Annotated in this window: 25 protein-coding genes, 1 tRNA gene and 1 pseudogene; 20 read left to right on the forward strand and 7 right to left on the reverse strand. The window is 63.3% G+C overall.

Annotation, left to right across the window (positions count from 1 at the left end):
• Positions 1-44: 44 nt before the first annotated feature.
• Entirely contained in the window at positions 45-599 is a 555-nt protein-coding gene (locus F758_RS0112585) for a hypothetical protein (protein ID WP_157449985.1), read from the forward strand.
• Positions 600-922: 323 nt separating this feature from the next.
• On the opposite strand, the gene F758_RS0112595 is transcribed toward F758_RS0112585, so the two are convergent.
• The 4 genes from F758_RS0112595 to F758_RS0112610 form a co-directional block, all read right to left on the reverse strand.
• Complete coding sequence (locus tag F758_RS0112595) at positions 923-1282, reverse strand: hypothetical protein (RefSeq protein ID WP_157449986.1); 360 nt, start codon at positions 1280-1282, stop codon at positions 923-925.
• A gap of 495 nt (positions 1283-1777) precedes the next feature.
• Entirely contained in the window at positions 1778-2353 is a 576-nt protein-coding gene (locus tag F758_RS0112600) for a hypothetical protein (protein WP_157449987.1), read from the reverse strand.
• 271 nt (positions 2354-2624) lie between these two features.
• Positions 2625-2993, reverse strand: a complete 369-nt coding sequence (locus F758_RS0112605) for a hypothetical protein (protein WP_024508202.1) — start codon at positions 2991-2993, stop codon at positions 2625-2627.
• A 381-nt stretch (positions 2994-3374) separates the two neighbouring features.
• A tRNA-Pro gene (locus F758_RS0112610) sits at positions 3375-3451 on the reverse strand.
• A 71-nt stretch (positions 3452-3522) separates the two neighbouring features.
• Between F758_RS0112610 and F758_RS0112615 the strand changes: the two genes are divergently transcribed.
• From F758_RS0112615 to F758_RS0112635, 5 genes and pseudogenes are all read left to right on the forward strand, one after another.
• The gene (locus F758_RS0112615; RefSeq protein WP_024508203.1) at positions 3523-4515 is read left to right on the forward strand and encodes an L-threonylcarbamoyladenylate synthase; all 993 of its coding nucleotides are present in this window, start codon (positions 3523-3525) and stop codon (positions 4513-4515) included.
• 18 nt (positions 4516-4533) lie between these two features.
• Complete coding sequence (locus F758_RS0112620) at positions 4534-5964, forward strand: FAD-binding oxidoreductase (protein ID WP_024508204.1); 1431 nt, start codon at positions 4534-4536, stop codon at positions 5962-5964.
• 2 nt (positions 5965-5966) lie between these two features.
• A complete protein-coding gene (locus tag F758_RS0112625; RefSeq protein WP_024508205.1) occupies positions 5967-6422 on the forward strand; it encodes a GNAT family acetyltransferase in 456 nt (151 codons plus the stop codon).
• 25 nt (positions 6423-6447) lie between these two features.
• A complete protein-coding gene (locus F758_RS0112630) occupies positions 6448-7029 on the forward strand; it encodes an NUDIX hydrolase (RefSeq protein ID WP_024508206.1) in 582 nt (193 codons plus the stop codon).
• 71 nt (positions 7030-7100) lie between these two features.
• Positions 7101-7376 (forward strand): annotated as a pseudogene (locus F758_RS0112635) (PAS domain S-box protein); the annotation flags it as partial.
• 174 nt (positions 7377-7550) lie between these two features.
• Here the strand turns inward: F758_RS0112635 and F758_RS43770 are convergent.
• On the reverse strand, positions 7551-8315 hold the full coding sequence (locus F758_RS43770; RefSeq protein WP_024508208.1) for an SOS response-associated peptidase: 765 nt from the start codon (positions 8313-8315) through the stop codon (positions 7551-7553).
• 64 nt (positions 8316-8379) lie between these two features.
• On the opposite strand from F758_RS43770, the gene F758_RS0112645 reads away from it, so the two are divergent.
• From F758_RS0112645 to F758_RS0112660, 4 genes are all read left to right on the forward strand, one after another.
• On the forward strand, positions 8380-8889 hold the full coding sequence (locus F758_RS0112645) for a hypothetical protein (RefSeq protein WP_157449990.1): 510 nt from the start codon (positions 8380-8382) through the stop codon (positions 8887-8889).
• Positions 8889-9326, forward strand: coding sequence for an NUDIX hydrolase (locus F758_RS0112650; protein ID WP_024508210.1), 438 nt, complete (start codon positions 8889-8891; stop codon positions 9324-9326). Before F758_RS0112645 ends, F758_RS0112650 begins: the two co-directional genes overlap by 1 nt.
• A gap of 71 nt (positions 9327-9397) precedes the next feature.
• Positions 9398-9775, forward strand: a complete 378-nt coding sequence (locus tag F758_RS0112655) for a TIGR02301 family protein (RefSeq protein WP_024508211.1) — start codon at positions 9398-9400, stop codon at positions 9773-9775.
• Between the two features lie 226 nt (positions 9776-10001).
• Complete coding sequence (locus tag F758_RS0112660) at positions 10002-10256, forward strand: hypothetical protein (RefSeq protein ID WP_198026477.1); 255 nt, start codon at positions 10002-10004, stop codon at positions 10254-10256.
• Between the two features lie 7 nt (positions 10257-10263).
• On the opposite strand, the gene F758_RS0112665 is transcribed toward F758_RS0112660, so the two are convergent.
• Positions 10264-11595: an MFS transporter gene (locus F758_RS0112665; RefSeq protein ID WP_024508213.1), complete on the reverse strand. Its 1332-nt coding sequence runs from the start codon at positions 11593-11595 to the stop codon at positions 10264-10266.
• A gap of 164 nt (positions 11596-11759) precedes the next feature.
• Here F758_RS0112665 and F758_RS0112670 point away from each other — a divergent pair, with 164 nt between their 5' ends.
• From F758_RS0112670 to F758_RS0112690, 5 genes are all read left to right on the forward strand, one after another.
• Entirely contained in the window at positions 11760-12509 is a 750-nt protein-coding gene (locus tag F758_RS0112670) for an IclR family transcriptional regulator (protein WP_024508214.1), read from the forward strand.
• 113 nt (positions 12510-12622) lie between these two features.
• The gene (locus F758_RS0112675) at positions 12623-14209 is read left to right on the forward strand and encodes an FAD-dependent monooxygenase (protein WP_024508215.1); all 1587 of its coding nucleotides are present in this window, start codon (positions 12623-12625) and stop codon (positions 14207-14209) included.
• Between the two features lie 268 nt (positions 14210-14477).
• Positions 14478-14843 (forward strand): CsbD family protein, encoded by a 366-nt coding sequence (locus F758_RS0112680; RefSeq protein WP_024508216.1) that lies wholly within the window; start codon positions 14478-14480, stop codon positions 14841-14843.
• Positions 14844-14898: 55 nt separating this feature from the next.
• Positions 14899-15153, forward strand: a complete 255-nt coding sequence (locus F758_RS0112685; protein WP_024508217.1) for a hypothetical protein — start codon at positions 14899-14901, stop codon at positions 15151-15153.
• A 326-nt stretch (positions 15154-15479) separates the two neighbouring features.
• Entirely contained in the window at positions 15480-18260 is a 2781-nt protein-coding gene (locus F758_RS0112690) for a UPF0182 family membrane protein (RefSeq protein ID WP_024508218.1), read from the forward strand.
• Positions 18261-18961: 701 nt separating this feature from the next.
• Here the strand turns inward: F758_RS0112690 and F758_RS0112695 are convergent.
• Positions 18962-20296 (reverse strand): dihydroorotase, encoded by a 1335-nt coding sequence (locus F758_RS0112695; protein ID WP_024508219.1) that lies wholly within the window; start codon positions 20294-20296, stop codon positions 18962-18964.
• 127 nt (positions 20297-20423) lie between these two features.
• Between F758_RS0112695 and ygfZ the strand changes: the two genes are divergently transcribed.
• The 5 genes from ygfZ (at position 20424) to F758_RS0112720 (ending at position 24237) form a co-directional block, all read left to right on the forward strand.
• A complete protein-coding gene (gene ygfZ / locus F758_RS0112700) occupies positions 20424-21305 on the forward strand; it encodes a CAF17-like 4Fe-4S cluster assembly/insertion protein YgfZ (RefSeq protein ID WP_024508220.1) in 882 nt (293 codons plus the stop codon).
• Positions 21302-21928, forward strand: coding sequence for a DNA-3-methyladenine glycosylase I (locus tag F758_RS0112705; protein WP_024508221.1), 627 nt, complete (start codon positions 21302-21304; stop codon positions 21926-21928). Before ygfZ ends, F758_RS0112705 begins: the two co-directional genes overlap by 4 nt.
• A complete protein-coding gene (locus F758_RS0112710; RefSeq protein WP_024508222.1) occupies positions 21925-22548 on the forward strand; it encodes a YfbR-like 5'-deoxynucleotidase in 624 nt (207 codons plus the stop codon). The genes F758_RS0112705 and F758_RS0112710 overlap by 4 nt, the downstream gene beginning before the upstream one ends.
• Before the next feature lie 144 nt (positions 22549-22692).
• Positions 22693-23199: a tyrosine phosphatase family protein gene (locus F758_RS0112715; RefSeq protein ID WP_024508223.1), complete on the forward strand. Its 507-nt coding sequence runs from the start codon at positions 22693-22695 to the stop codon at positions 23197-23199.
• Positions 23200-23256: 57 nt separating this feature from the next.
• Positions 23257-24237 carry an NUDIX hydrolase gene (locus F758_RS0112720; RefSeq protein ID WP_024508224.1) on the forward strand — a complete coding sequence of 327 codons (981 nt, stop codon included), beginning with the start codon at positions 23257-23259 and terminating at the stop codon, positions 24235-24237.
• The last annotated feature ends 78 nt before the right edge of the window (positions 24238-24315 follow it).

The following is a 24315-nucleotide window of genomic DNA, read 5'->3' on the forward strand; positions in this document are numbered from 1 at the left end:
CTCTTGCGATGGCGCTCGTCTTTGTTCGTGCTTCGGAGGAACGTATGCCCGCAAAAGCCTTCGCCATCGCCTTGGCTGCCGATATTGCCCGGTCGGACTACGCAAAGCCAACCCTGATCCGAAGCCGCAGCCGCGAGTGGCTGATTGCCTGCCGCTGGGGACCGGAAGGCGAATATCTGTCGATCGCCACCACCGGAACCAGCCTGGATCTCGGCGGCCACCACGCGCCGGAGGTAATCAGGCCGGTTCACACCATGGTCGGGGTGCTGGCGTCGGAATCCGAAAAGGAAGGCACCTCCACCTTCCTGCTGGTGCGCCAGCTACCTACGCCGATCGAACTCGCCGGCACCTTCTTTCCTGCCGACGGCTACGCGGTGTTACAGCAACGGGACGATATCCGTCTCATCTGCAAGACGCGCTATTCGCATAGCTGCGGCTGGCTGGACGGCAGGGAGATCCGCAAGGACATTCCTGACCCCGCGCCGGCCTCGGCCGAAGCGATGGCCTGGCACATCGAAGCCATGCGCGCCAATTGGATCGGCGAGTTCTTCCCCGCCAGCGAATCAAAGCAAAGGACGCCCCTGCGCGCCACCGCCTGAGCACGCGTGACGGCCCCTCTCGCCAAAAAGGAAACCAAGCCAGGAAAAGGAGCCGTCGGACCTGCCAGCGGCCAAGGCGCTTCTGACCCGCAGCACGATGCCGCCCGTGAGGGCGGCGTCAGCGCAAGACGAAACAAAGATCCGAGAAACGCGAAGGCATCACGCTGCGGGGCGCATAGATAGAGCCAAAGTGGTATTGCGGGTCGAGCATGATCCAAGGCTCGAAGCGGCGCGTCAACGCGGCGGTTTTTCCGAAGAGATCATGCCCAAACAAAAACTTCACAAGCGCGATGAGGATTCAACCTGATCTTATCGCGTTTTCTTTAGGAGACGATCTTGAGCGGCGGTTTCGCCTTTGGCTCGAGCGTATCGCGATGAAGGATGCATCTGCCGTCAGCGTCGATCGTCACTTTGGTCGAGCCGGGATCGGTGGCCGTCAGGAAAGAATGCAGAGCTGCCCGACTGCCATCCGAAAGCCCAAACAGTCCGCGCATCAATTCAAAGAAACCCGGCTCCTGCGCGACATAAAGCAGCTCACGCAGTTCTGCACCGGTGTATTGCCCCAAAGCCGAAAAAAGCCACTCCGTCTCCTCGACCGGATCGTCTTCCGGCTGACGGTTCAAATAGTAAATGACCGACTCAGCACTCATTTTTTTCTTCTTTCCCCCTGCAGCAAACGACAAAGAATACCCTCAATGCGCGGATCATGCGCAAACTAGCGTGATTTCAGCGTGAGGAGCCACATCGCGTTACCAGCGGCGCGGATCATGCGAGGAGAACCCTTCGCAAAAGACGCGAGCGTGCGCGGAAAGATGCAGTCACACCCCGCCTTCAACGAAACGTGCTCGGCCGGGCGCGGCGCCCCCCGCGGACCGATCCGCCGATGCGGGACGATGATCAACGCGGCTGGCGGCCCCCATGGTCGGGTAACGCAACAACGGCGTGCTCGCACCGATCCAGCGGACAGCCTTCGTCCGCCAAGTATTCGCTAGAGTTTAGTTCAGATTTATATATTGGTCTTTCCATTGGTCTTATGGAAAAACAGGTACCTACTCTTTTGATTATACGGCCAATACTCGGTCTAACTTGATCTCGAACGGAATTCGAGGAGCTCGCGGATCGCGTAAGAACCCGTCTCGAAACTCGCCTGAGCTGGCCGATTCAGGGCAGGATCCCTATCATGATTCCGCTGTGCCTTCCCGCCCGACCGCAGCGTCAGCCTCCACCACAGGGTCGTTGAAGGTCCAACGGGGAATCGTACGCATTCGTTCGAGGCCGGCGAAGACGCTCGTAAATCCGCCGTCTGGCGAAACCTCATGGAGCGCGGCATCGAACTCCGGGCCGAACCCGGTAAAGCCGTCAGCCTCGACCTCGCACAGATGAATCTGATTCCAGTCGATATTCAGCGCAGGGTCACGGTAGAGCACCGCCGCCGTCTCCATCGCCCTGAACGTCCCGATCTTGTTCGCCCGAACGAGCTTCGCAGCAGCTGGACCGATATACTTCCGCATGATGTCTCTATACTCACCGAGATACGCCGATTGCACGTCGATATATTCCAGCGACGCATGCCACTCGGGCCGACCGGCCGAGCCTTGCCAGTCTTGCGGTAGTATGAAAGCCGAGGGCGTAGTCAGAAGAATCTCCGCGCGGAGCAATCGCATTTCCGCTGGCTGCTCCTTGACCACGAGGTCGCGGATGGCGTCGGCAGGAACGATGTTACGAAAGTAGCTCAGTTCGAGGTGGCTCCACACGGGCACTTCCACAGCGTTCCGAAAGATAGAGCGGTGTCGATAGAGCGCCTGCCCGAGGCACGTTTCCCCGAAGCGCGCCCACTTGACGGCGCTGTCCTTAAGCGCCGTTTCCGATCCGGGACCCCGCGCTTGTATCGTCCGGGCAAGCACCACGAGGCGGTTATCGGGCTCAATCCTAGCCAGATGCGACCAGTCAGAGGGATGGATACTCCCAACCATTGGACACCTCTCTTTAAGAGCGCAAAGATCCTCGCTGTAGGACCCGGCCCAGTTACTTCGTTCGATCCTTGCTTGGTGCTTTCGATCCGATGGCAGGTGCTGGTTTTTTGAGATCATCGGCCATTTGTAGGCAGGTGAGAAGATCAAGGTAGCTGAGGCTGCCCAACGCGACCGCTTCACTGTGGCAGCGATTGCGAACCGCACCGGAGGCTCCTCGCCAGATCGTGTTGAGCTTCTCCCTGGCCGCTGTTTCGTCGCGAATACAGTCGGCGACGCTTTGCACCTCGGAAAGCCGCATGGCTTTGTCTTCGGCCGACCTGCCCTTGCACAGCGCGTCGACGTTCAATTTCGGAAATCGATCGGCAACCGGTATTGCCAATTCGGCCCCAAGCAGTGCCAGCGATAACAGCGCCACCTTCATCCGGACCTCCTCCCGTAACCTGACAGGCTCTCGTCGATTGTGCCTCGCGCGCCACGAAAGAGTTCAACTCAGAAGAGAAGTTCTCAACCTGGCACGCGAGCCGGTCTTGCGGACCGCGTTACGGCCGAACAACGCGGATCGTGCGAATATGGCCGCGAGCCGACACGGCGCGAGGTAGCGCTTTCGGAGGCTTCCGGGTTCTTGGATCCGGTTCTTGGAAATGTCCGCGGCAGTTCCCGCGGGACGCTTGAGGTCATTGGCCCGCCTTCGTGCAGGGCGCGGGCGGCCAACCTCGGCCAAAGGGGCCGGTGTCTTGGGGTGGCTGGATCGATGGTTGACTCGGGACCAACCAGCGATCAGAAGAAAAAGCCCAATGATTTCTGGTCGGAGTGGTAGGATTCGAACCTACGACCCCTGCGTCCCGAACGCAGTGCTCTACCGGGCTGAGCCACACTCCGACTGAGATCGCGGCTTATAGCGTCGGGTTTCGCCCACCGCAAGAAGCCGGATGTAAGGAATTTGCTCTCACGTGAAAACGGGCCTGACCACCAAGATCCTGCCGGCCGACGAGGCCGGCGTGAAGGAAGCCGCGCGGTGCCTCGCCGCAGGCCGCCTGGTCGCGTTCCCGACCGAGACCGTTTATGGCCTAGGCGCGGATGCCACCAATGCGGCCGCCATCGCGCACCTTTATGAGGCCAAGGGCCGGCCGCTGTTCAATCCGCTGATTTCCCATGTCGCGGGCTTCGAGGCGGCGCGGCGGCTTGGCCGGTTCGACGCAGTCGCCTGTGCCCTCGCCCAGGCCTTCTGGCCGGGGCCCCTGACCCTGGTGCTGCCCAAACGGCCGGATTGCGGGGTCGCGGAGCTTGCCACCGCGGGACTGGATACCATCGCCGTCCGTGTTCCCGCTCACCCTACGGCGCACGCGATCCTTGCCGCCCTCGGCAAGCCGGTGGTGGCGCCGTCGGCCAACCTGTCCGGCCATGTTTCCCCGACCTCGGCCGCCCACGTCAAAAGCGACCTCGAGGGGCGCATCGACCTGATCATGGATGGCGGGCCCGTCGCGGTCGGTGTGGAATCCACCATCGTCGGCTGTTTCGGAAGCCCAATGCTGCTCCGCCCGGGCGGCGTGCCGCGCGAAGAGATCGAGCGCGTGCTCGATCGCCCCCTGAAGCAGGCGCCGGCTGACGCGGACAGCGACGGCGCGCAGCCCCTGGCACCGGGCATGCTGACGTCCCATTACGCACCGCGGGCGAAGGTCCGGCTCAATGCACGGAGCCTCAAGCCCGGCGAGGCCTTGCTTGCCTTTGGCAAGCCCGATGTCGCAGGACGAGAGCATGCGGCCGCGACGATGAATTTGTCGGAAAGCGGCGACCTGGCTGAAGCAGCCAGCCATCTTTTTGGTTATCTTCGCATGCTTGATGCGACAAACGCACATACGATTGCGGTGATGCCCATTCCGCCACACGGTCTGGGCGAAGCCATCAACGACCGGCTGCGCCGCGCAGCCGCAGGGCGGGAATGATCTCAAGAAAGTCGAACAATGAATATCGTCCAATCCTCATCCGTGCCGCCGCTCCCGCCTGAGCTGATCGCCAAGTTCAAGAAGATCGTCGGCGACAAATACGCGGTCACCGATCAGACCGACATCGAGCCTTACGTCACCGAGGAACGCGATCTGTTCCATGGCCGTTCGCCTTTGGTGCTGCGGCCGGGGTCCACAGCCGAAGTCGCCGCGATCTGCAGGCTCGCAACCGAATACAAGATCGCGCTCGTGCCACAGGGCGGCAACACGGGGCTCGTCGGCGGCCAGACGCCGCACAATGGCGAGGTCGTCATTTCACTGCGGCGGCTGGACAAGATCCGCGAGGTCGACGTCGCCTCCAACACCATGACATGCGAGGCTGGCGTGGTGCTGCAGGTCGCCCAGCAGCGCGCCACTGATGTGGACCGGCTGTTCCCGCTCTCGCTCGGCGCGGAAGGCAGTTGCACCATCGGCGGCAATCTCTCCACCAATGCCGGCGGCACCACGGCGCTCGCTTACGGGGTGGCGCGCGAGATGGCGCTCGGCCTGGAGGTGGTCCTGGCCGACGGCCGCGTGTTGAACCTCCTGTCCAAGCTGAAGAAGGACAATACCGGCTACGACCTGCGCAACCTCTTCATCGGCGCGGAAGGCACGCTCGGCATCATCACGGCAGCGACGCTAAGACTGTTTCCGAAGCCGCGCGCGATCGAAACCGCCTTTGTCGGCCTGAAATCGCCGGCGCAGGCGCTCAAACTGTTGTCGCTGTCGCAGAACGAGGCCGCGGGTACGCTGACCAGCTTCGAGCTGCTCGCCGACATCGCGGTCGATTTTTCGATCCGGCACGGCATCGATGTCCGCGATCCCTTGTCCAGCAAACATCCATGGTATGTGCTGATGGAGCTGTCCTCGCCGCGCGACGATGCGCGCGCGACGCTGGAATCGATCCTCGCCAAGGCTCTGGAAGACGAGATTATTGATGACACCGTGATAGCCGCAAATTTGAGCCAGCGCCTCGCGTTCTGGAAACTGCGTGACGAAATGTCGGCGGCGCAGAAGCCGGAAGGCGGCTCGATCAAGCACGACATCTCCGTGCCGGTTGCGGTGGTGCCGGACTTCATTGCCGAGGCCAATGCGGCGGTCGTCAAATTGATCCCCGGGGCGCGGCCGGTGCCGTTCGGCCATCTCGGCGACGGCAACATCCATTACAATGTCAGCCAGCCGATCGGCGCCGACACCGCCGCCTTCCTGGCGCGCTGGCATGAGGTCAATGCCGTCGTCTTCGACATCGTGCTGAAGCTGGGCGGCTCGATTTCCGCCGAACACGGCATCGGCGTGCTCAAGCGCGACGAGCTGCCGCAAGTGAAGGACAAGGTCGCGATCGAGCTGATGCGGCAAGTCAAGGCGATGCTCGATCCGCTCGGCATCATGAATCCCGGAAAGGTACTGTGAGCATGTCTGCGAGGGAGGCTGGCGCGACGCTGTCGATCGCGCCGATCGAGGACGCCGATGTCGCCGACATCGTCACCCTGTGGGAGCGCTGCGGCCTGACGCGCCCGTGGAACGAGCCCGCAGCCGACATCGCGCTGGCGCGGCGGGACACGAACGCGACCATTCTGGTCGGCCGCGAGGGCGAAGCGATTGTCGCAACCGCGCTGGTCGGCCATGACGGCCATCGCGGCTGGGTCTATTACGTCGCGGTGGATCCCGCGCATCAAAAGAAGGGGTTTGGCCGCATCATCATGGAGGCGGCCGAGGACTGGCTGCGAAAGACCGGCGTCGAAAAAATAATGTTGTTGGTGCGTCCCGAAAACACGGCAGTGCGCGCGTTCTATGAATCGATCGGCTATGGCGAGCAGCCGCGGATCATCTTCGCCAAGTGGCTCGACGGCCGCCCGCTGACGCCGTGATCGCCGTTACACCACCAGGGGTGCCATGAGCGTTTCCGACCGCATCCGCATCACAGGCGAGCGCGTGCTCTCCAAGAACTATGGCACGCTCAAGAGCATCAGCTTCGCGTGGCGGCGCGCCGACGGAACTTGGCAGACGCTCACGCGCGACGTGTTCGACCGCGGCAATGCCGCGGCGATCCTGCCCTATAATCTGGCGCGGCGGACGGTGGTACTGGTACGCCAGTTCCGCCTTCCTCCGTACGTTAACGGTCACGACGATCTCCTGATCGAGGCGGCCGCGGGCCTGCTCGATGAGGCCTCGCCCGAGGAGCGCATCCGCGCCGAGGCCGAGGAAGAGACCGGCTACCGGCTGCACGACGTCCATAAGGTATTCGAGGCTTTCATGAGCCCGGGCGCATTGACGGAAAAGATCCATTTCTTCGTCGCCGAATATGAGCCGCACATGCGCATCGGCAACGGCGGCGGCCTCGCCGACGAGGGCGAGGACATTGAGGTGCTGGATATTGGGATCGACCAGGCGCTGGCGATGATCGCCGACGGCAGCATTGCCGATGCGAAGACGATCATGCTGCTGCAACATGCGGCGCTGAATCTGTTTAGGTGATGTGCCGTCCCGGCGCACGGTCCGGCGTTACGCCCGTCATCCCTTGGCGACGCGAAGCATCGAACCCACCCGGGCGGGTGGTTGTCGGGCAACACCGGGACGGCTCGACCGTTCCGATCGAACTGACGGTCGGCGAGATGTGGTCCGGCGGCCGCCGGTACTTCACCGGCTTTGTCCGGGATCTCACAGAGCGCCAGGAAACCGAGGCGCGGCTGCAGGAGCTGCAGTCGGAGCTCGTCCATGTCTCGCGGTTGACGGAGATGGGCGAAATGGCCTCCGCGATCGCCCATAAGCTTAACCAGCCGCTGTCAGCCATCACCAACTATCTGAAAGGTTCCCGGCGCCTGAGGTGCCTTCGCGCAGCGGAGGCCTCGAAGGGCGACGGCCCGGCTGTTCGCACACGGGCCGTTCATCCTTCGAGGCTCGCTTGCGCGAGCGCCTCAGGATGACGATGATAGAAAGGTGACGGTGCTAGATGAAACTTCGTTTCGACCTGATCCCGACCATGGTCTATTCCAACCTCAGAACAACGACCCCTGCCCGTCATCGGTCACGAGCGGCGGTGCTTTTTGCACCGGCCGCTTTGAAGCCTTCGGTGCTTCTTCCGCGGCACGTTGTTCGTCCGTGATCGGCACCAGCAGTTGCGGATCGTCATTGTCGGCATGATTGACCCGCGTCGATACCTCGTGCCAGGCAAAGCTGCCTTCCTGCGGGCCGACCAACAGCGCCATGACAGGCTCGGCGCGATCCTCGCTGCAATCGAGCCAGCGCGCGACATCGTCGAGCCCTATCGTGACCGGCACACGGGGATGCAGCACCGCTAGATCGCAGCTGGCAGGCGCGGTGACGATGGCAACTGTGTCGACTTCCTCGCCATTGGGTCCCATCCAGGTCTCCGCCAGTCCTGCAAGCCCGAACGGCTGCTTGTCGCGGCGATAGATGAAGAAGGGCCGCCTGCGTCCGCCCGCTGCCTGCCATTCGTAATAGCCGTCGGCGGGAACGAGGCAGCGTCGTCGCCGGATCGCATTCTTGAACGCGGGCTTCTCGAGCACCGTCTCCGATCGCGCATTGATCAGAAGCGAGAATTGCCGCGGGTCCTTGACCCAGGACGGAATGAGCCCCCAGCGCATCAGCCGGAAATGCCTTCCGCCATTTTCGATAATGACCACAGGTATAGGTTGTGTCGGTGCAATGTTATGCCTTGGCGGGAAATTTGGCTGCTCCGCGTAGCCGAAAATCCGCCGCAAGGCCTCTGGAGGCGAAGTAATGACAAACCGTCCGCACATTGTGATCGCCTAAATAGGCATCCGTTCAGCCGCTTTTAACCCGGCCTGCGAAACACTGCGCATGATGACCCCATCGGCCGCACCATCCGAGACATCCGCCTTACCGCCGCAAATGACGGGTGCCGACGAGGCAGCCCGCGCGGCGGCGCTGAAGGCCGCCAACATCAATCCCCGCACCGGGCTTGCCACCGACTATCTCAACCACTTCAACGAAGCCATCATGTTGCTCGAGATGATTCCGGACATTCCGGAATGCGCCGATGACTTCCTGCAATGGCGGCCCCTTTCCTACGCCGAGCACTTCATCGCCTCCAATTTCAAGGCGCGCGATCTTGCGATCTGGGCTTACGAATCGGCCGACCCGGAGCTCCGCGCCGAGTTCGACCACATCACGGGAACCATGACCAATATCCTGACCGCGGTCAGCGAGGCCATGGGGCAGGTGCAGCAGGACAAGACCCGCGCCAAGCTCGCCATCCAGGCGACGAGCTGGCTGAAGGAGTTGGTCGCGGCCGCCGGTGGTATTATCAATGGCGGCACCGAGGCCAATGTCGACTACATCATGACCCATTGATGGCTGATGCACCTCCTCCCCCGCCCGCGCGTCCCCAGCATCCGCAGCTTGCGGTGAGCGCGGCCATCTTCCGCGATGACAAGGTGCTGCTGGTGCGGCGCGCCCGTTCGCCGGGCAAAGGCTTTTATTCGCTGCCGGGCGGCCGGGTCGAGTTCGGCGAAACCCTGCACACGGCGCTGAGGCGCGAGGTCGATGAGGAAACCGGCCTTGCGATCGACATTGTCGGCCTTGCCGGATGGCGCGAGGTGCTGCCCGCGGCCGGCGGCGGGCATTATCTGATCATGTCGTTCGCGGCACGTTGGCGCGCGGGCGAGCCGCGGCTCAACGCGGAACTCGACGATTTCAGGTGGCTCGCGCCCGACGCGCTTGGCGACCTCAAGCTCACCGGCGGCCTGACCGAGGTGCTGGAGATGGCGGCGCGGCTGATCCGGACCTGAATTGCCGGGCCGAGGCGGCTTGCTTCCGGCGCATTTAAGGAGCTATCAGGCGGACTTCGCCGGACCTTTTCATGCCCAAACGCCGCCTCGCCGCCCTCCTGCTGATCTGCCTGAGCCTTGCCGCGCCTTTACGGGCCGAGGAAGCGGCTGCGCCCTTTGACGGCGACCTGCAGCGGCTCGCCGAGATCCTCGGCGCGCTGCATTATCTCCGGGGCATCTGCGGCAGCAATGAAGGCGCCAAATGGCGCAGCGAAATGCAGGCGCTGATCGACGCCGAAACGCCCTCCGGCGAGCGCCGCACCCGCATGATCGCGGCGTTCAACCGCGGTTTTAACGGCTTCCAGCAGACCTATCGCACCTGCACGCCTGCCGCGCTGGTTGCGATCCGCCGCTATATCGATGAGGGCTCCAAGATCTCCCGCGACCTCACCGCGCGCTATGCGAATTAGGCGAGTTGAGGCCGCTCCCAACTTTGACCGTCACCATGAGGGGCCGTTGCGCAGCGTAATGGGCAAGATCCGTCATTGGCCCCCTGGAATTGTTGAGCGGCGTTAACCTTTCCTAAAGAACTGGTCTAGGCGGCCCCGCTGCGCGTGCTACACCTGTTCCGCGTTGGACGCGCTTTGCCGTTCCAAAACGCGTCAGTCTTGTTCCTCTTTTGGTTTGCGCCGTCCCATGCCGTTTCATCTTGCCCGCGATCCGTTGCCCGACCACGAGCAGAAGCAGGCGGCGCTCAGCTATCTGAACGAGGCCTGGGCCGAGGCGCGCCACGACGGTGTTGACGGCGACTGCCTTGCGCAGGCCAGCCTGTTCGCCGCGCTCGCCGAGCTGGTCGGTACCTATGGTGAGGATGCGGTGGCGAAATTCGTGGAAGGCCTGCCCGCACGCGTCCGCAACGGCGAATTTTCGCTGGCGCTCGCCAGGCAATAGCAGCCGCTCACGCCGCGCGCACCAGCAGAAACGCCGCCGCCATCGCGATCAGCGCGGGAACGGCGGCAATTGCGAACAGCGACTGCGCGCCGATCTGGTGCGCGAGCATCAGCCCGCCGATCAACGGCCCCACGATCGAACCGACCCGGCCGATCCCGAGTGCCCAGCCCACCCCGGTCGAGCGAATGGCGGTCGGGTAATACGTCGCCGTCAGCGCATTCGACGCGATCTGGCCTCCGACGATGCAGAACCCGGCGACGAAGATCGCGACCGTGACCAAGAGGATCGAATGGCTGGTGAGACCGATCGCGGCGATCGCGACCGCAGCGCCAAGGTAAGTCAGCGCCAGCGCGCGGAAGGAGAAGCGATCGATGAAGCGGCCCAGCGTGAAGGTGCCGGCCACGCCGCCGACCTGCAGCATGGCACCGATCGCGGCCGCTACGGAGACCGAGACCCCGAGATCGTTCAGCACCGTCGGCAACCAGTTCGCCAGCAGATAGAGATCGAGCAGGCTCATGAAGAACACGACCCACAGCAACAAGGTCGTGACCGCCCGATGCTCCGCGAACAGATGCGCGACAGGCAGACCGGTCAGCTTCGGCTCCTGCACGACAAAGCGGACATCCTCGCTTATCGCCATGGCCGGCGCGATATGGCGCAACAACGCCGCGACCTCGCGATCACGCCCGCCGAGCAAGGCGAGATAGCGGATCGATTCGGGCAACGCATAGAGCAGGACCGGCAGCAGCAATAACGGCCCGAGACCGCCGACAAGGAACACCGAACGCCAGCCGTAAGCGGGAATCAAAGCCGCCGCGAGCAGCCCGCCGAGCGCCGCACCGACCGAAAATCCCGCAAACATGGCCATCACCATGGTCGCGCGGCGCCGGTGCGGGCTGAATTCGGAGGTCAGCGCGACCGCGTTCGGCATCGCGCCGCCGAGCCCGAGGCCGGTCAGGAAGCGCAGCGCCATCAGCCAGGTGGCATCCTGAACAAGAACGGTGAGCAAAGTCCCGATGCCGAAGGCGGCGGTACTGAAAAGGATGATGCGCTTGCGGCCGATACGGTCGGCGATGGTGCCGAAGACCAAGGCGCCGATCATGAGCCCGAACAATCCCGCGCTGAAGACCGGTCCGAGAGCGCCGCGCGGCAGCTTCCATTCGTGCGCCACGGCGGGCGCGACATAGCCGATCGCCTGCGTGTCGAAGCCGTCGATGAAGAGAACCGCCGCGCAGATCAGCAGCAGCCTAATCTGGAAAGCACCGACCGGCTGCCGATCGATATAGTCGGGAACGTCGATGACGTTGGATGCGGACCTCTCCTTGACGGCAATGGTCACGTGCGATTTTCCTCCGCAAGGCCCGTCGGGCTGAACTATAGTTCTTAAGAAAAATCTCTTATAATGAGATTTTATATAAATCAATCCCGCTCGCCGGCGCTCCGTTTGTTGGCGCACCGAGGCGGGCTATCGGGATCTCTGACGCCGGTTGGATCAAGCGGACAGTGCGGAAGACAAACAGCCAGGATCGGGTGCTTGCGGTATTGGACCTCTTCAGCGAGAGCCGGCCGCTCTGGACGCCGGACGAACTCATGCGCGAACTCGGCTACACCAGGCCGACGCTCTATCGCTATCTCAAGAGCCTGAAAGAAAGTGGGCTCTTGATGTCGACGCGCGGCGGCCGCTTCACCCTCGGCCCGCGCGTTGTGGAAATGGATTATCTGAGCCGCCGCGCCGATCCGCTGGTGGCCGCCGCGGCGCCGCATTTGGCGAGGCTCACGGCCGCACATCCCTGCACGGCACTGATCGTGCGCTGGTACGGCGACAAAATGCTTTGCGTCGCCTCGGAATCGTCGGCCCCCAATCCTGTGAGCAGCTATCCGCGCGGTCGTCCCATGCCGATGGGACGCGGCGCGATCGCCCGCTCCATCATGGCGTTCCTGCCCAAGCAGCGGCTCATGCCGCTGATCCTCCGCTACGCCGACGACCTTCGCGGCGTCGGGCTCGGCCAGCGGCCGGAGGACGTCGTGAGGGTCCTGAAGCAGATCAAGCGGGCCGGCGTTGCGGTAGCCTTTGGCGAAGTCACCCCCGGCGCCATTGGCATCGCCGCCCCCATCCTCGATGCCGGCTATCCCGTGGCCAGCCTCTGCCTCACCATCGGCGGCCAGCAGGCGAAGGGCGAGTTGATCGACCGCATCACCGAGGAGGTCCGCATCGCCGCCCGCACCATTTCAGCGGAGATCTTTGATCAATAAATCTCAAAATGTGAGATTTTATGTTGACGAAAGACCCCGCTGCCGGCATGGAGCGGCCGGAGAAACCGCGCCGACGCAGATCGAGCGGCTTGTAACCGCGAGGGCACGCCAAGATGTCGAATTCAGCTCAAGTCCATGCCCCTGTCGTCATCGTCGGTGGAGGGCCGGTCGGCATCGGGCTTGCCATCGATCTTGGCCTGCGCGGCGTCCGCTCCATCCTGGTCGAGCGCTATACCGATCTGCAGCCGATCCCGAAGGGGCAAAATCTGACCCAGCGCACGCTCGAGCATTTCTATTTCTGGGGTGCGGAAGACCAGTTGCGCGCCGCGCGCACCATCCCGCGGGATTACGGCATCGGCGGCATGACATGCTACAGCACGCTGCTCGGCGGCTACAGCTACGACTGGCTGCAGCGCGAGCTGGTACGGCCGTTCTATTTCACTGATAACGAACGGCTGCCGCAATACGCGACCGAAGCCGTGCTGCGCCGAAGGGCGGCGCAAATCCCGGCCATCGAGACGTTGTATGGTTGGACCTGCGAAACCATCCGCGCCGACGACGATCGCGTCGGCGTCGAGATCATCAATCGCGACGGCGAAAGGCGCACCTTACGTGGATCCTATGTCGTCGGCTGCGACGGCAGCCGCTCCACCGTGCGCGAGCAGGCGGGCATCACCCAGACCCGGTCCGATCATGACCGCCTGATGGTGCTCCTGGTATTCCGCTCCACCGGCCTGCATCGCCTGCTCGAGCGTTATCCCGGCAAATCCTTCTACAACGTGCTGCATCCGGAACTGGACGGCTACTGGAAGTTCTTCGGACGGGTCGATCTCGGCACCACCTGGTTCTTCCACGCCCCCGTTCCCGCGACCACGACGCGCGACAACTTCGATTTTCGCCGCCTGCTGCATGAAGCGGCGGGTGCCGAGTTCGACGTCGAGTTCGACCATATCGGCTTCTGGGACCTGCGCTTCGCGCTTGCCGACACTTATCGCGCCGGCCGCGTCTTCATTGCCGGCGACGCCGCGCACAGCCACCCGCCCTATGGCGGCTATGGCGTCAACAGCGGCCTGGAAGATGCCGTCAATCTCTCCTGGAAGCTCGCCGCCACGCTGCAAGGCTGGGGCGGCGCGGGCCTGCTCGACAGCTACGACGCGGAACGGCGTCCCGTGTTCGCCTCCACCGCGCGCGACTTCATCGAGAAGTCGATCCTCGACGACCGCGACTTTCTGCGAAAGCACGATCCAGCGCGCGATCGCGGCGACTTCGAAAAAGCTTGGCGCGAGCGACAGACCGGTGCGCGCGCCGAGGTGAACGCTTTTGAACCGAATTATGAGGGCTCACCGATCGTATGGGGCCCGGCCGGCGCCACAAGCAGCGCGATCGGCTCCCATGCCCATGCGGCGCGGCCCGGTCATCACCTGACGCCGCAGCCTCTATCGTCGGGCAGGAACGTGTTCGAGGAACTGGGCAACGGCTTCACGCTGATCGATCTCGGAACGAACGCGGCCGCGGCATTCGAACGGGCGGCTGCCGAGCGCCGCATTCCCCTGAAGGTCATCAGGGACTCCGCAAGCGATGGACGGGAGAAATACCAATCCCGCCTGATCCTGGTGCGACCGGACCAGTTCGTTGCCTGGGCCGGCGACGACGCCGAGCCTGCCAAGCTGCTGCAACGCGCGATTGGCGGGCCTGCTTAGTCTGACTGCGGCATTAAACCCTCGCGGTGAGAAGGCGCGAATGCGCCATCTCCGGACGATACTGCGCATCGCCGGGAGAACCATGAGGCCCCGATGCCGGCCTCATCCTTCGAGACGCTTGGCTGGCGCAGGCTCCTTAAGGATGAGGGGATAGAGCCGCTCATGACGCAGCAGGATTACGGGGCGCGAGCCCCCGTTGCGCGTTACGGGAACCGAAACTGTTCTTGCCGGTTAGCTCCGACAAATTTCTTTTACGAGAGAGTATGCCATGGATAAGGATCGCGTTGCCGGCACTGCGCAGGACTTTGCCGGCAAGGTCGAAAGCACGGTCGGCGATATCGCCGGTGATGCAACAACCCAGGCGTCAGGCCGAGTCCGCGAGGCTGCGGGCACGGCGCAGAACCTCTACGGCCAGGCCAAGGACGCGGCGCGCGATGCGGCCGATACCGCGGCCGGCTACGCGAGGCAGGCTTACGAGAACAGCGGCGATAGCTTCCGCGAGGGCTCGCAGGCGCTTGCGAAAAGGGTGCAAGAGAATCCGCTGGGCTCGATGTTGATCGCGGGTGCAATCGGCTTTGCGCTCGCGCTGCTGATGACGCGCCCGGCGCGCCGCCCGCGACGCTATTACGGCTAGCTCGCGCGATCGAACAACGCTACCTTCGGCCGCGCGTCGCCCCTGGAGATGAACCGTGAGTGAAGAGATCCCGCTCGCGCCGTTCCTTTATGACGGCTTGGACCCGGCGCCGGAGCCGAAATCCACCACAGCCGAGGTCGCCGACCTGGTGAGGGGGAGCGTGCGTTGGGTAAGCGATACCATCGAGGCGGGCCGCAAGCCCGGCATGCCGCTCAGCATCCTCACCAATGTGGCGCGCGAAGCGCCTCTGGGTTCACTGTTGATCGCGTTCCTCTTGGGCGTGGCCATCGGCCGCCGACGGGCGCGCTAGCGCAGTCGCCAAGCTGAGCGAACCGGGCGAAGAAGCGCCCGGTCTGCGGCGTCATTGCGAGCGCAAGCGACGATTTCCAGACTTTCTCCACGGATGAAGTCTGGATTTGCATCGTCGTTTTCGTTCTTCGCAACGTCGGGCTTGGTGCCCGTCCGGCGCTGCAACGCGATCGGCGGATGCTGGCGACAGCAACATCGCGAGGATACGGGTCGGGGCGAAGCTTGTGGAGGGTTTTCCTTTGGCGTGGCCAACGAAGGCCACAGCTAAGGGTCATCACTGTTTGCGATAATCCGCTAGGCCGCGTCGGCTTCTGCTATGATTGCGTCATGACGATCGGGATTACCGGACCGCCGCCGAAGGTCCCGGGGCGAAGCGTCCTGGCAGGGTGGATCATTGCCGCGATCGTCATCGGAATTGGCTGGCTGCTGCTCAAGATCGCAGGCGACGTCCTTGTCGACTGGCTCTGGTTTTCCTCGGTTGGTTATTTGCAGGTTTTCTGGACTAGTCTCGGCGCCCAAGCCGCGCTCTTTGGCGGCGTCTTCATCGCAACGTGGATCATTCTTTGGCTGAACGGGTGGGTCGCGCTGCGCCTCGCCCGAGCGACATCTGTTCCCCCTCTCACCACCTTTGGACGGCAACCGCCGCCCGACCCGCTTGCGCTCGCGCGCGACCGCTTGCCGTGGCCTCACATCATCGTCGCCTGTGCCGGCCTCATCGCCGTCCTGGTCGCCGCGGGAGAAGCCGACGACTGGGCCACTTTGCTGCGCTATCTCTATCAGGTCCCGTATGGTTCAAACGATCCGCTCTACGGCAAGGACATCGGCTTTTATCTTTTCTCGCTGCCCATCTATATCAGGCTCAAGAACTGGATGGTGCTCACGCTGGTGCTGAGCGCACTGTTCGCTGGAGCGATCTACTGGACCTACAGCGATGTCTCACAGGTGACCCATCGCCGATCTGCACCACCGGCAGCGATCGCTCACGGCTCTGTTCTGCTCGCTCTCCTCCTTCTCGTGAAGGCGTGGTCCTACGCGCTCGACCGCTATCTGCTGCTCTATGGCGACAATGGCGTGGTCGTCGGCGCCAGCTACACGGACGTTCACGTGCAGCTTCCCGTGCTGTGGTTATTGATTGCGCTTTCGCTGATCGCCGCATTGATGGCGTTCGCAAACCTGCGTGTGCGAACCTATTGGCTTCCGGTAGCCGCGATCCTGGTCGTCGCCCTCGGCTCCTTTGTGCTGTCCGGCGTCGTCCCCTCGCTGTTCCGACACTTTTTCGTCAAGCCGAGCGAGCTCGAGCTGGAGAAGCCTTACATTGCGCGTAACATCGCACTGACCCGACAGGCATACGATCTCGATCGGATCGCCGCCAAGCCGTTTGCGGCCGAACAGACTCTGAGCTTCAAGACGCTGGAGGCCAACAAAGCGACCATCGACAATATCAGATTATGGGACTGGCGGCCCCTATCGGATACCTACGCGCAGCTCCAGGAGATCCGGACCTACTACAAATTTCACGACCTTGACGTCGATCGTTACTGGCTGGGCGGCTCCTATCAAAGCGTGATGCTCTCGGCGCGCGAACTGCGACCCTCGCTGCTGCCGCCCAATGCCCAGACCTGGGTCAACCGCCATATTCTGTTTACGCACGGCAACGGCGCCGTGATGAGCCCGGTGACCCGCAAGAGCGCCGAGGGGCTGCCATATTTCTATTTGCGCGATATTCCCCCCGTTGCGGACGGCGGCCCCGAGATCCGCGAACCGCGCATCTATTACGGTGAAGAGAGCGACGGTTACGTCATCGTCAAGAGCACCGTTGCGGAGTTCGATTACCCGAAAGGAAAGGATAACGTCTACGCGGCTTACGATGGAAGCGGCGGAGTTCCGATAGCGGGACTGCTGAGGAGAACCCTGTTTGCCCAATACTTCAGCGACGTGAATCTTCTTCTCACGGATTACATCGCGGGCGACAGCCGCATCATGCTCCGGCGCAACATTCAGGAACGGGTGCGCACAATCGCTCCCTTTCTGAGGCTGGATCATGATCCGTACCTCGTCATCAGCGAGGGGCGGATGTTCTGGATACAGGACGCTTACACGACGAGCTCGTATTTTCCTTCCGCTGAGCCTGCGCAGGATCTCGATCTCAACTACATCCGCAATTCCGTGAAAGTCGTGATCGACGCCTACAACGGAACCGTTGCGTTCTATCTGATGGACCCGGGCGATCCGATTGCTGCGACCTACCAGCGCATCTTTCCAACTTTGTTCAAGCCGTTCGCGGCAATGCCCGCGGACTTGCAGAAACACATCCGCTATCCGGAGGACCTGTTCCTGATCCAGGCGCAGATCTATCAGGCCTACCATATGGAAGACCCCGCGGTTTTTTATAATCGCGAGGATCTCTGGCAATTCCCGCGCCAGCCGGGCGGCGATGGCACCACGATGATGGCGCCCTACTACATCATCATGCGCCTGCCGGGCGAGCCACAGGCCGAGTTCTTTCTAATGCTGCCGATGGTCCCGAGCCGTCGCGATAACATGATCGCCTGGCTTGCCGCACGCTGTGACTCGCCCGATTACGGCAAGCTGATCGTCTACGAATTTCCCAAGGACAAGCTCGTCTATGGTCCCTTCCAGATCGAAGCGCGCATCAATCAGAATACCGAGATTTCGCAGCAGCTCACGCTGTGGAACCAGATGGGATCGCGGGTAATCCGCGGCAACCTCCTCGTGATCCCGATCGAGAACTCGATCCTCTATGTGTCGCCGCTCTATTTGCGGGCACAACAAGGACACCTGCCGGAGTTGAAGCGGGTGATCGGAGCCTATGACGAACACGTGGTGATGAAGGAGACGCTATCCGAGGCCTTGTCGGCGCTGTTCACAGAACCTGGCCCAGCGCCAACCACGCAAGCATCGCACGAAGGCTCCGCGCAGCAGGCACTCGATCACTACAATCAGGCAATGGAGCGCCTGAAATCAGGAGATTGGGCCGGCTTCGGCAAGGAGATCGAAGCGATGCGTGTCATTTTGGAGGCCTTGAGGGGACGACCGAGCGAGCTGCAGCGCCCAGGCGAGGCGGACGGCGGAAATCCCAGCCGCTAACTGCACGAAGAGCGGCGAAGTCGCATGCGCGCAAAATCGAATTTTATGAAGCCCTTCAGTCTGATCGGGGTGTTCAAGATGTCGCGCGAAAATAAACCGCTTTGCGATGACCCCAAATCAGTCGCATTCTCCTTCGCGTCTCGCCTCGATGAGGGGCGTACGCGTCGTCACGGACGTTGAGTGCGGGATGCGGTGGACGCGCGAGTGCCGAAAGACGAACGGCAGCTTTCGCGGACGGCGAAGTCGTGTGGTCCTGGCGCCCCAAGGCTGGCGCTAAGGTCGCGACGATGCGCAAGCGCATCGCGCGGGCGACGGTGACAACAAAGTCTGGCTCACCGGGGAGAGCACGGAGTAAGCCGTAAACCACTGCGCAGGGGAATGCCGGGCTGTCTCGGCTGAACCTGTGGTCAACGCCCCGCGCACTTCTTTCGCGCGGGGGCCATGGGTGCAGCCAGCACCCGGCATTCCCTGCGCCCTCTGATTTTCGAAGAGGGTGGTCTCGATGCAAGACTCGGGCGCTACGCGCCGCGGGAATGTGGAGTCGTGGCCGCAGCATCACTCGCGGGGCCCATCTTCGAGGCGCCGCTTTGCGGCTCCTCAGGGTGAGATTGTCATATGCGGCGCGATATCAGCCCCTCGTGGTGAGGAGGCGCGAAAGCGCCGTCTCGAACCATGAGGCCCGGATGCATAACGCCGCGCACTTACGGCTTCAGCGTCTCCAGGAAGCGCACCGGCTCGCCCTGCGATGGCGTCACCAGTTCTCCTTGCCACATCACGCGCTTGCCGCGGACGAAGGTGCCGACCGGCCAGCCGGTGACGCGCATGCCGTCGTAGGGCGTCCACCCTGCCCGCGAGGCGATCCAGTTATTGGTGATGGTCTCGCTGCGCTTGAGATCGACGATGGTGAAGTCCGCATCGTAGCCGGCCGCGATGCGGCCCTTGCAGGCGATGTTGTAGAGCCGCGCGGGTCCCGCGCTGGTGAGATCAACAAAACGCGCCAACGACAGCCGCCCGGCATTGACGTGGTCGAGCATGACGGGCACCAGCGTCTGTACCCCGGTCATGCCCGAGGGCGAGGCCGGGTAGCTCTTGCTCTTTTCCTCCAGCGTATGCGGCGCATGATCAGAGCCGAGCACGTCGACGATCCCTTGTGTGACGCCGTACCAGATGCCCTCGCGGTGATCGGCCGAGCGCACCGGCGGGTTCATCTGGGCCAGCGTGCCGAGCCGTTCGTAGCATTCCGGCGCCGCCATGGTCAGGTGATGCGGCGTCGCCTCGCAGGAGGCGACATCCTTATGGCCGCGCAAAAACTCGATCTCTTCCTTGGTCGAGATGTGCAGAACATGGATGCGCTTGCCGGTCTCGTGCGCCAGCGCGACCAGGCGCTGGGTGGCCATCAGCGCCGCCGTCTCGTCGCGCCAGACGGGATGCGAGCGCGGATCGCCCTCGATGCGCAGAGATTTGCGGTCGTTGAGGCGGTACTCGTCCTCGGCATGAAACGCAGCGCGACGGCGGATCACCTGGAAGATCCTGCGCAAGCTCGCGTCATCCTCCACCAGCAGCGCCCCGGTCGAGGAGCCGATAAAGACCTTCACCCCGGCGCAGCCCGCCGCGCGTTCCAATTCGGGCAGCTCCTGCACATTCTCGCGGGTCCCGCCGACGAAGAACGCGAAATCGCAATGCATGCGATGGGTGCCGCTCCGGACCTTGTCGGTGAAGGCCGCCTCGGTGACGGTCAGCGGCGCGGTGTTCGGCATCTCGAACACGCCCGTCACCCCGCCCATCACGGCGCTGCGGGAGCCCGTCTCGAGATCCTCTTTATGCGTCAGCCCCGGTTCGCGGAAATGCACCTGGGTGTCGATCACGCCGGGCAGGATATGCAGGCCCTTGCAGTCGATCACCGCGGCGGCGGAGGCGTTCGCGAGCGAGCCGATTTCGGCAATACGGCCGCTGACAATCCCGATGTCGCGGACACCCTCGCCATCCTGATTGACCACGGTGCCGGACTTTAGAATGGTATCAAATCGTTGATTCATGGATCCTCAGTGCCCGTTTTGGCGAAACGGGTGGTCGCGCAGGCCTTGTTGGGCGCACCTTAGCGGCTTACCTTGCAACGTAATATCGGCTAGGTGCCGTATCTAACAAGAACTTCAAGAGAACCCGATGAAAGCAGCGTTTCTTCCCGACCGCGGCGTGGTCAAGGTCTCCGGCGAGGACGCGCGCAATTTCCTCAATGGCCTCGTTACCACTGATGTGGCCAAGCTCAAGCCCGGAGAGGGCCGGTTCGGGGCGCTATTGACACCCCAGGGCAAGATCATTGTCGATTTCCTGATCACGGAGGCGCCTTCCGGCCATGGCGGCGGCTTTCTTATGGACTGCCCGCGCGCACTCGCGCAGACGCTGGCCACCAAGCTCGGTTTCTACAAGCTGCGGGCCAAGGTCGCCGTGGAAAACCTGTCCGAGAGCCTCGGCGTGATCGCCGCCTGGGACGGAACACCCGCAATGCAACCCGACCTCGCCTTCGCCGATCCGCGCGCGGGCGAACTCGGCTTTCGCATTCTCGCGCCCGAAGATCTCGCCCAGAAGGTCGCCGATCTGATCGGAGCCGACCTCGTCGATGCGAGCGCCTACGAGACCCACCGCATCGCCTGCGGCGCGCCGCGCGGCGGGATGGATTTTATTTACGGCGATGCCTTCCCGCATGAGACCAATATGGACCGGCTGCACGGCGTTGATTTCGACAAGGGCTGCTATGTCGGCCAGGAGGTGGTGTCACGGATGCAGCATCGCGGCACCGCGCGCACCCGCACTGTCAAAATCCTGCTCGAGGGCCCTTCGCCGGAAACAGGCGCGACCATCCTCGCCGGCGACAAGCAAGTCGGCACCGTCGGTTCGACGGCAGGCGGAAAGGGATTGGCCTTGGTGCGGACCGATCGGGTCGCCGATGCACTTCTCGCCGGTCTGCCGCTGACGGCCGGCGGGCTCTCGCTCCGCCTCGCCGATCCGGACGCGGTGCTCAAGGCCAACAAGCAGAGCGTGGCATGAGCCGGTCCGCGCGACTGCATCCCGACGGCAAGATGCGCTGCCCCTGGCCGGGGGATGATGCGTTTTATGTCGCCTATCACGACAATGAATGGGGCGTTCCGGAATATGACGACCGCGCGCTCTACGAAAAGCTGATCCTCGACGGCTTCCAGGCAGGCCTCTCCTGGATCACGATCTTACGCAAGCGCGAGAATTTCCGCCGCGCCTTCGACGATTTCGAACCCGCAAAGATCGCGCGCTACAACGCGAAGAAGGTCCATGCGCTGATGAACGACGTCGGCATCGTGCGCAACCGCGCAAAGATCGAAGGCGCGATCGAGAGCGCGAAATCCTATCTGAAGATCATGGAAGAGGGTCCCGGCTTCGCCAAGTTTCTGTGGGATTTCGTCGACGGACGTCCCAAGGTCAACCAGTTCAAGACCACGGCGAGCGTCCCGGCCTCGACGCCGCTATCGGTGAAGATTTCAAAGGAGCTTGCCTCACGCGGCTTCAAATTCGTCGGCCCCACTATCGTCTACGCCTTTATGCAGGCGACCGGCATGGTCAACGACCACCTCGTCAACTGCTTCTGTCACGAGACTTGCGGCAAGCAACACCGCGCGCCGCGCCTTGCCGTCAAATGAGCGCAAATCAAGCGAGCGCAAGCAAGCCGGTCCAGCAGCCACGCGCCTGGCAGCGGATGCTGTCCGGGCGCAGGCTCGACCTGCTCGACCCCTCACCGCTCGACGTCGAGATCGCCGACATCGCCCATGGGCTCGCGCGCGTCGCGCGCTGGAATGGCCAGACGACCGGCGCTCATATCTTCTCGGTCGCGCAGCACACGCTTTTGGTCGAAGCCGTGATGCGCGCAGAAAATCCGAACATCGATACACGGGTACGGCTGGCCGCGCTGCTGCACGACGCGCCGGAATATGTTATCGGTGACATGATCTCACCCTTCAAGGCGGTGTTGGGGGGCGACTACAAGGCAGTCGAAAAACGCTTGCTTGCGGCTATTCATGTTCGCTTCGGCCTGCCGGCGCAGTTGGCGGGCGACATCGAGCGGCAGATCAAGGCCGCCGATCGCGGCGCGGCCTATCTGGAGGCGACGGAACTGGCGGGCTTTTCCAAGGACGAGGCGAAACGGCTGTTCGGCCGAGATCCGGGCCTGCCGGAAACCGCCATGCGCGACTATCTGACCCCCTGGAGCGCGGTCAAGGCGGAGAAGCGGTTCCTGGCCCGCTTCAAGGCGCTGGAGGGTTGAATAGGAGGGGCGAAGGTGCTTTCAAACAGCTCTACCCGCGGCATTTTAAGGTGGGCAAGGGCACTCGCGCGCCGGACCCACTGGCTTGGTGAGTTCCCGACGCCCCAGCTTAGCCCAGCCCGCAAGTTCGATATAAGGAGGCCAATGATACACGTCTGTTCGCTCGCCGCCCTGCCCGAAATCGTACGCTTGACGGGCGCCAGCCACGTGCTGACCGTGATGGGCAAAGTCGATCAGGTTCCGCGGCCGGCGTCGATTCTCGAGGCGAACCATTTGAAGGTCGCAGTGGACGACATTATTGAGCCGATGGAAGGCTTCGTTGCGCCATCGGCGGAGCACGTCGAGCAGGTTCTGAATTTCGTCCGGAGTTGGGACCGCACTGCACCGCTGGTGATCCATTGCTATGCCGGCGTCAGCCGCTCGACCGCGAGCGCCTTCGCCGCCGCCTGCGCGCTCAATCCGCACCGCGATGAGATCGCGATCGCCCGACAGATCCGTGCCGCCTCGCCGATCGCCTCGCCCAACCGGCTGATCGTGAGCCTCGCCGATAAGGCCTTGGGGCGCGAGGGCCGCATGCTGCGCGCGCTCGATGCGATCGGTCCCGCATCGATGATGGTGGAGGGCAGGCCGTTCCGGGTCGAGCTCGATTGAGGCCGCGTGATAGACTCTCGCCCCGAGGCTGAGGCATTCGGATTCGGGGCAGCAGGCATGAGCGAACAGGCTCTCAAGCCGATCGAGATCGGCCTGACCGCGGCGATCGTCGCCATGGAGGACAATGAGCCGCTGATCCTGACGGCATCCGGTCAGGATGATGGCAAGCTGACCGGCCTGCCCTTCGGTCCCTTCGATGCGGTCGCCCACCGCACCTTCGAGATCGGCTTGCGGGCGTGGGTCGAAGAGCAGACCGGATTGCGTCTCGGCTATGTCGAGCAGCTCTACACCTTCGGCGACCGCGGCCGCCACGCCCAGGCCGCCGACACCGACGCCCATGTCGTCTCGATCGGCTATCTGGCGCTGACCCGCAAGGCCGCGGAGAGCGCGATGCCCGCGCCGGGCGCAAGCTTCGAGCCGTGGTATCGCTTCTTCCCCTGGGAGGATTGGCGCCAGGCCCGCCCCGACATCATCGAGCGCCACATTCTTCCCGAACTGACGGCGTGGGCCAGTCAAAGCGAGCAGCCGGAAACCGCGCGCGCGCTGGCGCGCAAGGACCGCGTCAAACTCTATTTCGGCACCGAAGGCGCGAATTGGGACGAGGAGCGCGTGCTCGACCGCTATGAGCTGCTTTACGAAGCGGGCCTCGTCGAGGAAGCGCGCCGCGATGGACGGCCGGCGGCGCTGGCGCGCCACTCGCTGCCGCCGCTCGGCGTCGCCATGCGTTTCGACCACCGGCGGATCCTGGCGACCGCGATCGCGCGGCTGCGCGCGAAGCTGAAATATCGCCCGGTGGTGTTTGAACTCATGCCAGGCGAATTCACGCTGACTGACTTGCAGCGGACCGTCGAGGCCATCTCGGGGCGGCATCTGCACAAGCAGAATTTCCGCAGGCTGGTGGAGAGCGGCGCCCTGGTCGAACCGACCGGCGTGATGTCGACCCAGACAGGGGGGCGGCCCGCCGCGCTGTTTCGTTTCCGCCGCGAGGTGCTGCAGGAGCGCCCCGCTCCGGGCCTCCGGGTGCGCGGCCGGCGTTGACAGAAGACAAGCGGATGATCGGTACGCCGGAAAGACGATCAGTCACCTGTGGATGCGTGGCGGCTTACGCCGCGCGCG

Source organism: Bradyrhizobium sp. ARR65, assembly GCF_000472385.1.
GTDB lineage: Bacteria > Pseudomonadota > Alphaproteobacteria > Rhizobiales > Xanthobacteraceae > Bradyrhizobium.

Excerpts from the sequence above, each read along its gene's own strand:
- F758_RS0112585 (WP_157449985.1), top strand. The coding sequence starts at position 45 with ATGCCCGCAAAAGCCTTCGCCATCGCCTTGGCTGCCGATATTGCCCGG.
- F758_RS0112605 (WP_024508202.1), bottom strand. The coding sequence starts at position 2,993 with ATGAAGGTGGCGCTGTTATCGCTGGCACTGCTTGGGGCCGAATTGGCA.
- F758_RS0112620 (WP_024508204.1), top strand. The coding sequence starts at position 4,534 with ATGAATATCGTCCAATCCTCATCCGTGCCGCCGCTCCCGCCTGAGCTG.
- F758_RS0112625 (WP_024508205.1), top strand. The coding sequence starts at position 5,967 with ATGTCTGCGAGGGAGGCTGGCGCGACGCTGTCGATCGCGCCGATCGAG.
- F758_RS0112630 (WP_024508206.1), top strand. The coding sequence starts at position 6,448 with ATGAGCGTTTCCGACCGCATCCGCATCACAGGCGAGCGCGTGCTCTCC.
- F758_RS43770 (WP_024508208.1), bottom strand. The coding sequence starts at position 8,315 with ATGTGCGGACGGTTTGTCATTACTTCGCCTCCAGAGGCCTTGCGGCGG.
- F758_RS0112645 (WP_157449990.1), top strand. The coding sequence starts at position 8,380 with ATGACCCCATCGGCCGCACCATCCGAGACATCCGCCTTACCGCCGCAA.
- F758_RS0112650 (WP_024508210.1), top strand. The coding sequence starts at position 8,889 with ATGGCTGATGCACCTCCTCCCCCGCCCGCGCGTCCCCAGCATCCGCAG.
- F758_RS0112655 (WP_024508211.1), top strand. The coding sequence starts at position 9,398 with ATGCCCAAACGCCGCCTCGCCGCCCTCCTGCTGATCTGCCTGAGCCTT.
- F758_RS0112660 (WP_198026477.1), top strand. The coding sequence starts at position 10,002 with ATGCCGTTTCATCTTGCCCGCGATCCGTTGCCCGACCACGAGCAGAAG.
- F758_RS0112675 (WP_024508215.1), top strand. The coding sequence starts at position 12,623 with ATGTCGAATTCAGCTCAAGTCCATGCCCCTGTCGTCATCGTCGGTGGA.
- F758_RS0112680 (WP_024508216.1), top strand. The coding sequence starts at position 14,478 with ATGGATAAGGATCGCGTTGCCGGCACTGCGCAGGACTTTGCCGGCAAG.
- F758_RS0112690 (WP_024508218.1), top strand. The coding sequence starts at position 15,480 with ATGACGATCGGGATTACCGGACCGCCGCCGAAGGTCCCGGGGCGAAGC.
- F758_RS0112695 (WP_024508219.1), bottom strand. The coding sequence starts at position 20,296 with ATGAATCAACGATTTGATACCATTCTAAAGTCCGGCACCGTGGTCAAT.
- ygfZ (WP_024508220.1), top strand. The coding sequence starts at position 20,424 with ATGAAAGCAGCGTTTCTTCCCGACCGCGGCGTGGTCAAGGTCTCCGGC.
- F758_RS0112705 (WP_024508221.1), top strand. The coding sequence starts at position 21,302 with ATGAGCCGGTCCGCGCGACTGCATCCCGACGGCAAGATGCGCTGCCCC.
- F758_RS0112710 (WP_024508222.1), top strand. The coding sequence starts at position 21,925 with ATGAGCGCAAATCAAGCGAGCGCAAGCAAGCCGGTCCAGCAGCCACGC.
- F758_RS0112715 (WP_024508223.1), top strand. The coding sequence starts at position 22,693 with ATGATACACGTCTGTTCGCTCGCCGCCCTGCCCGAAATCGTACGCTTG.
- F758_RS0112720 (WP_024508224.1), top strand. The coding sequence starts at position 23,257 with ATGAGCGAACAGGCTCTCAAGCCGATCGAGATCGGCCTGACCGCGGCG.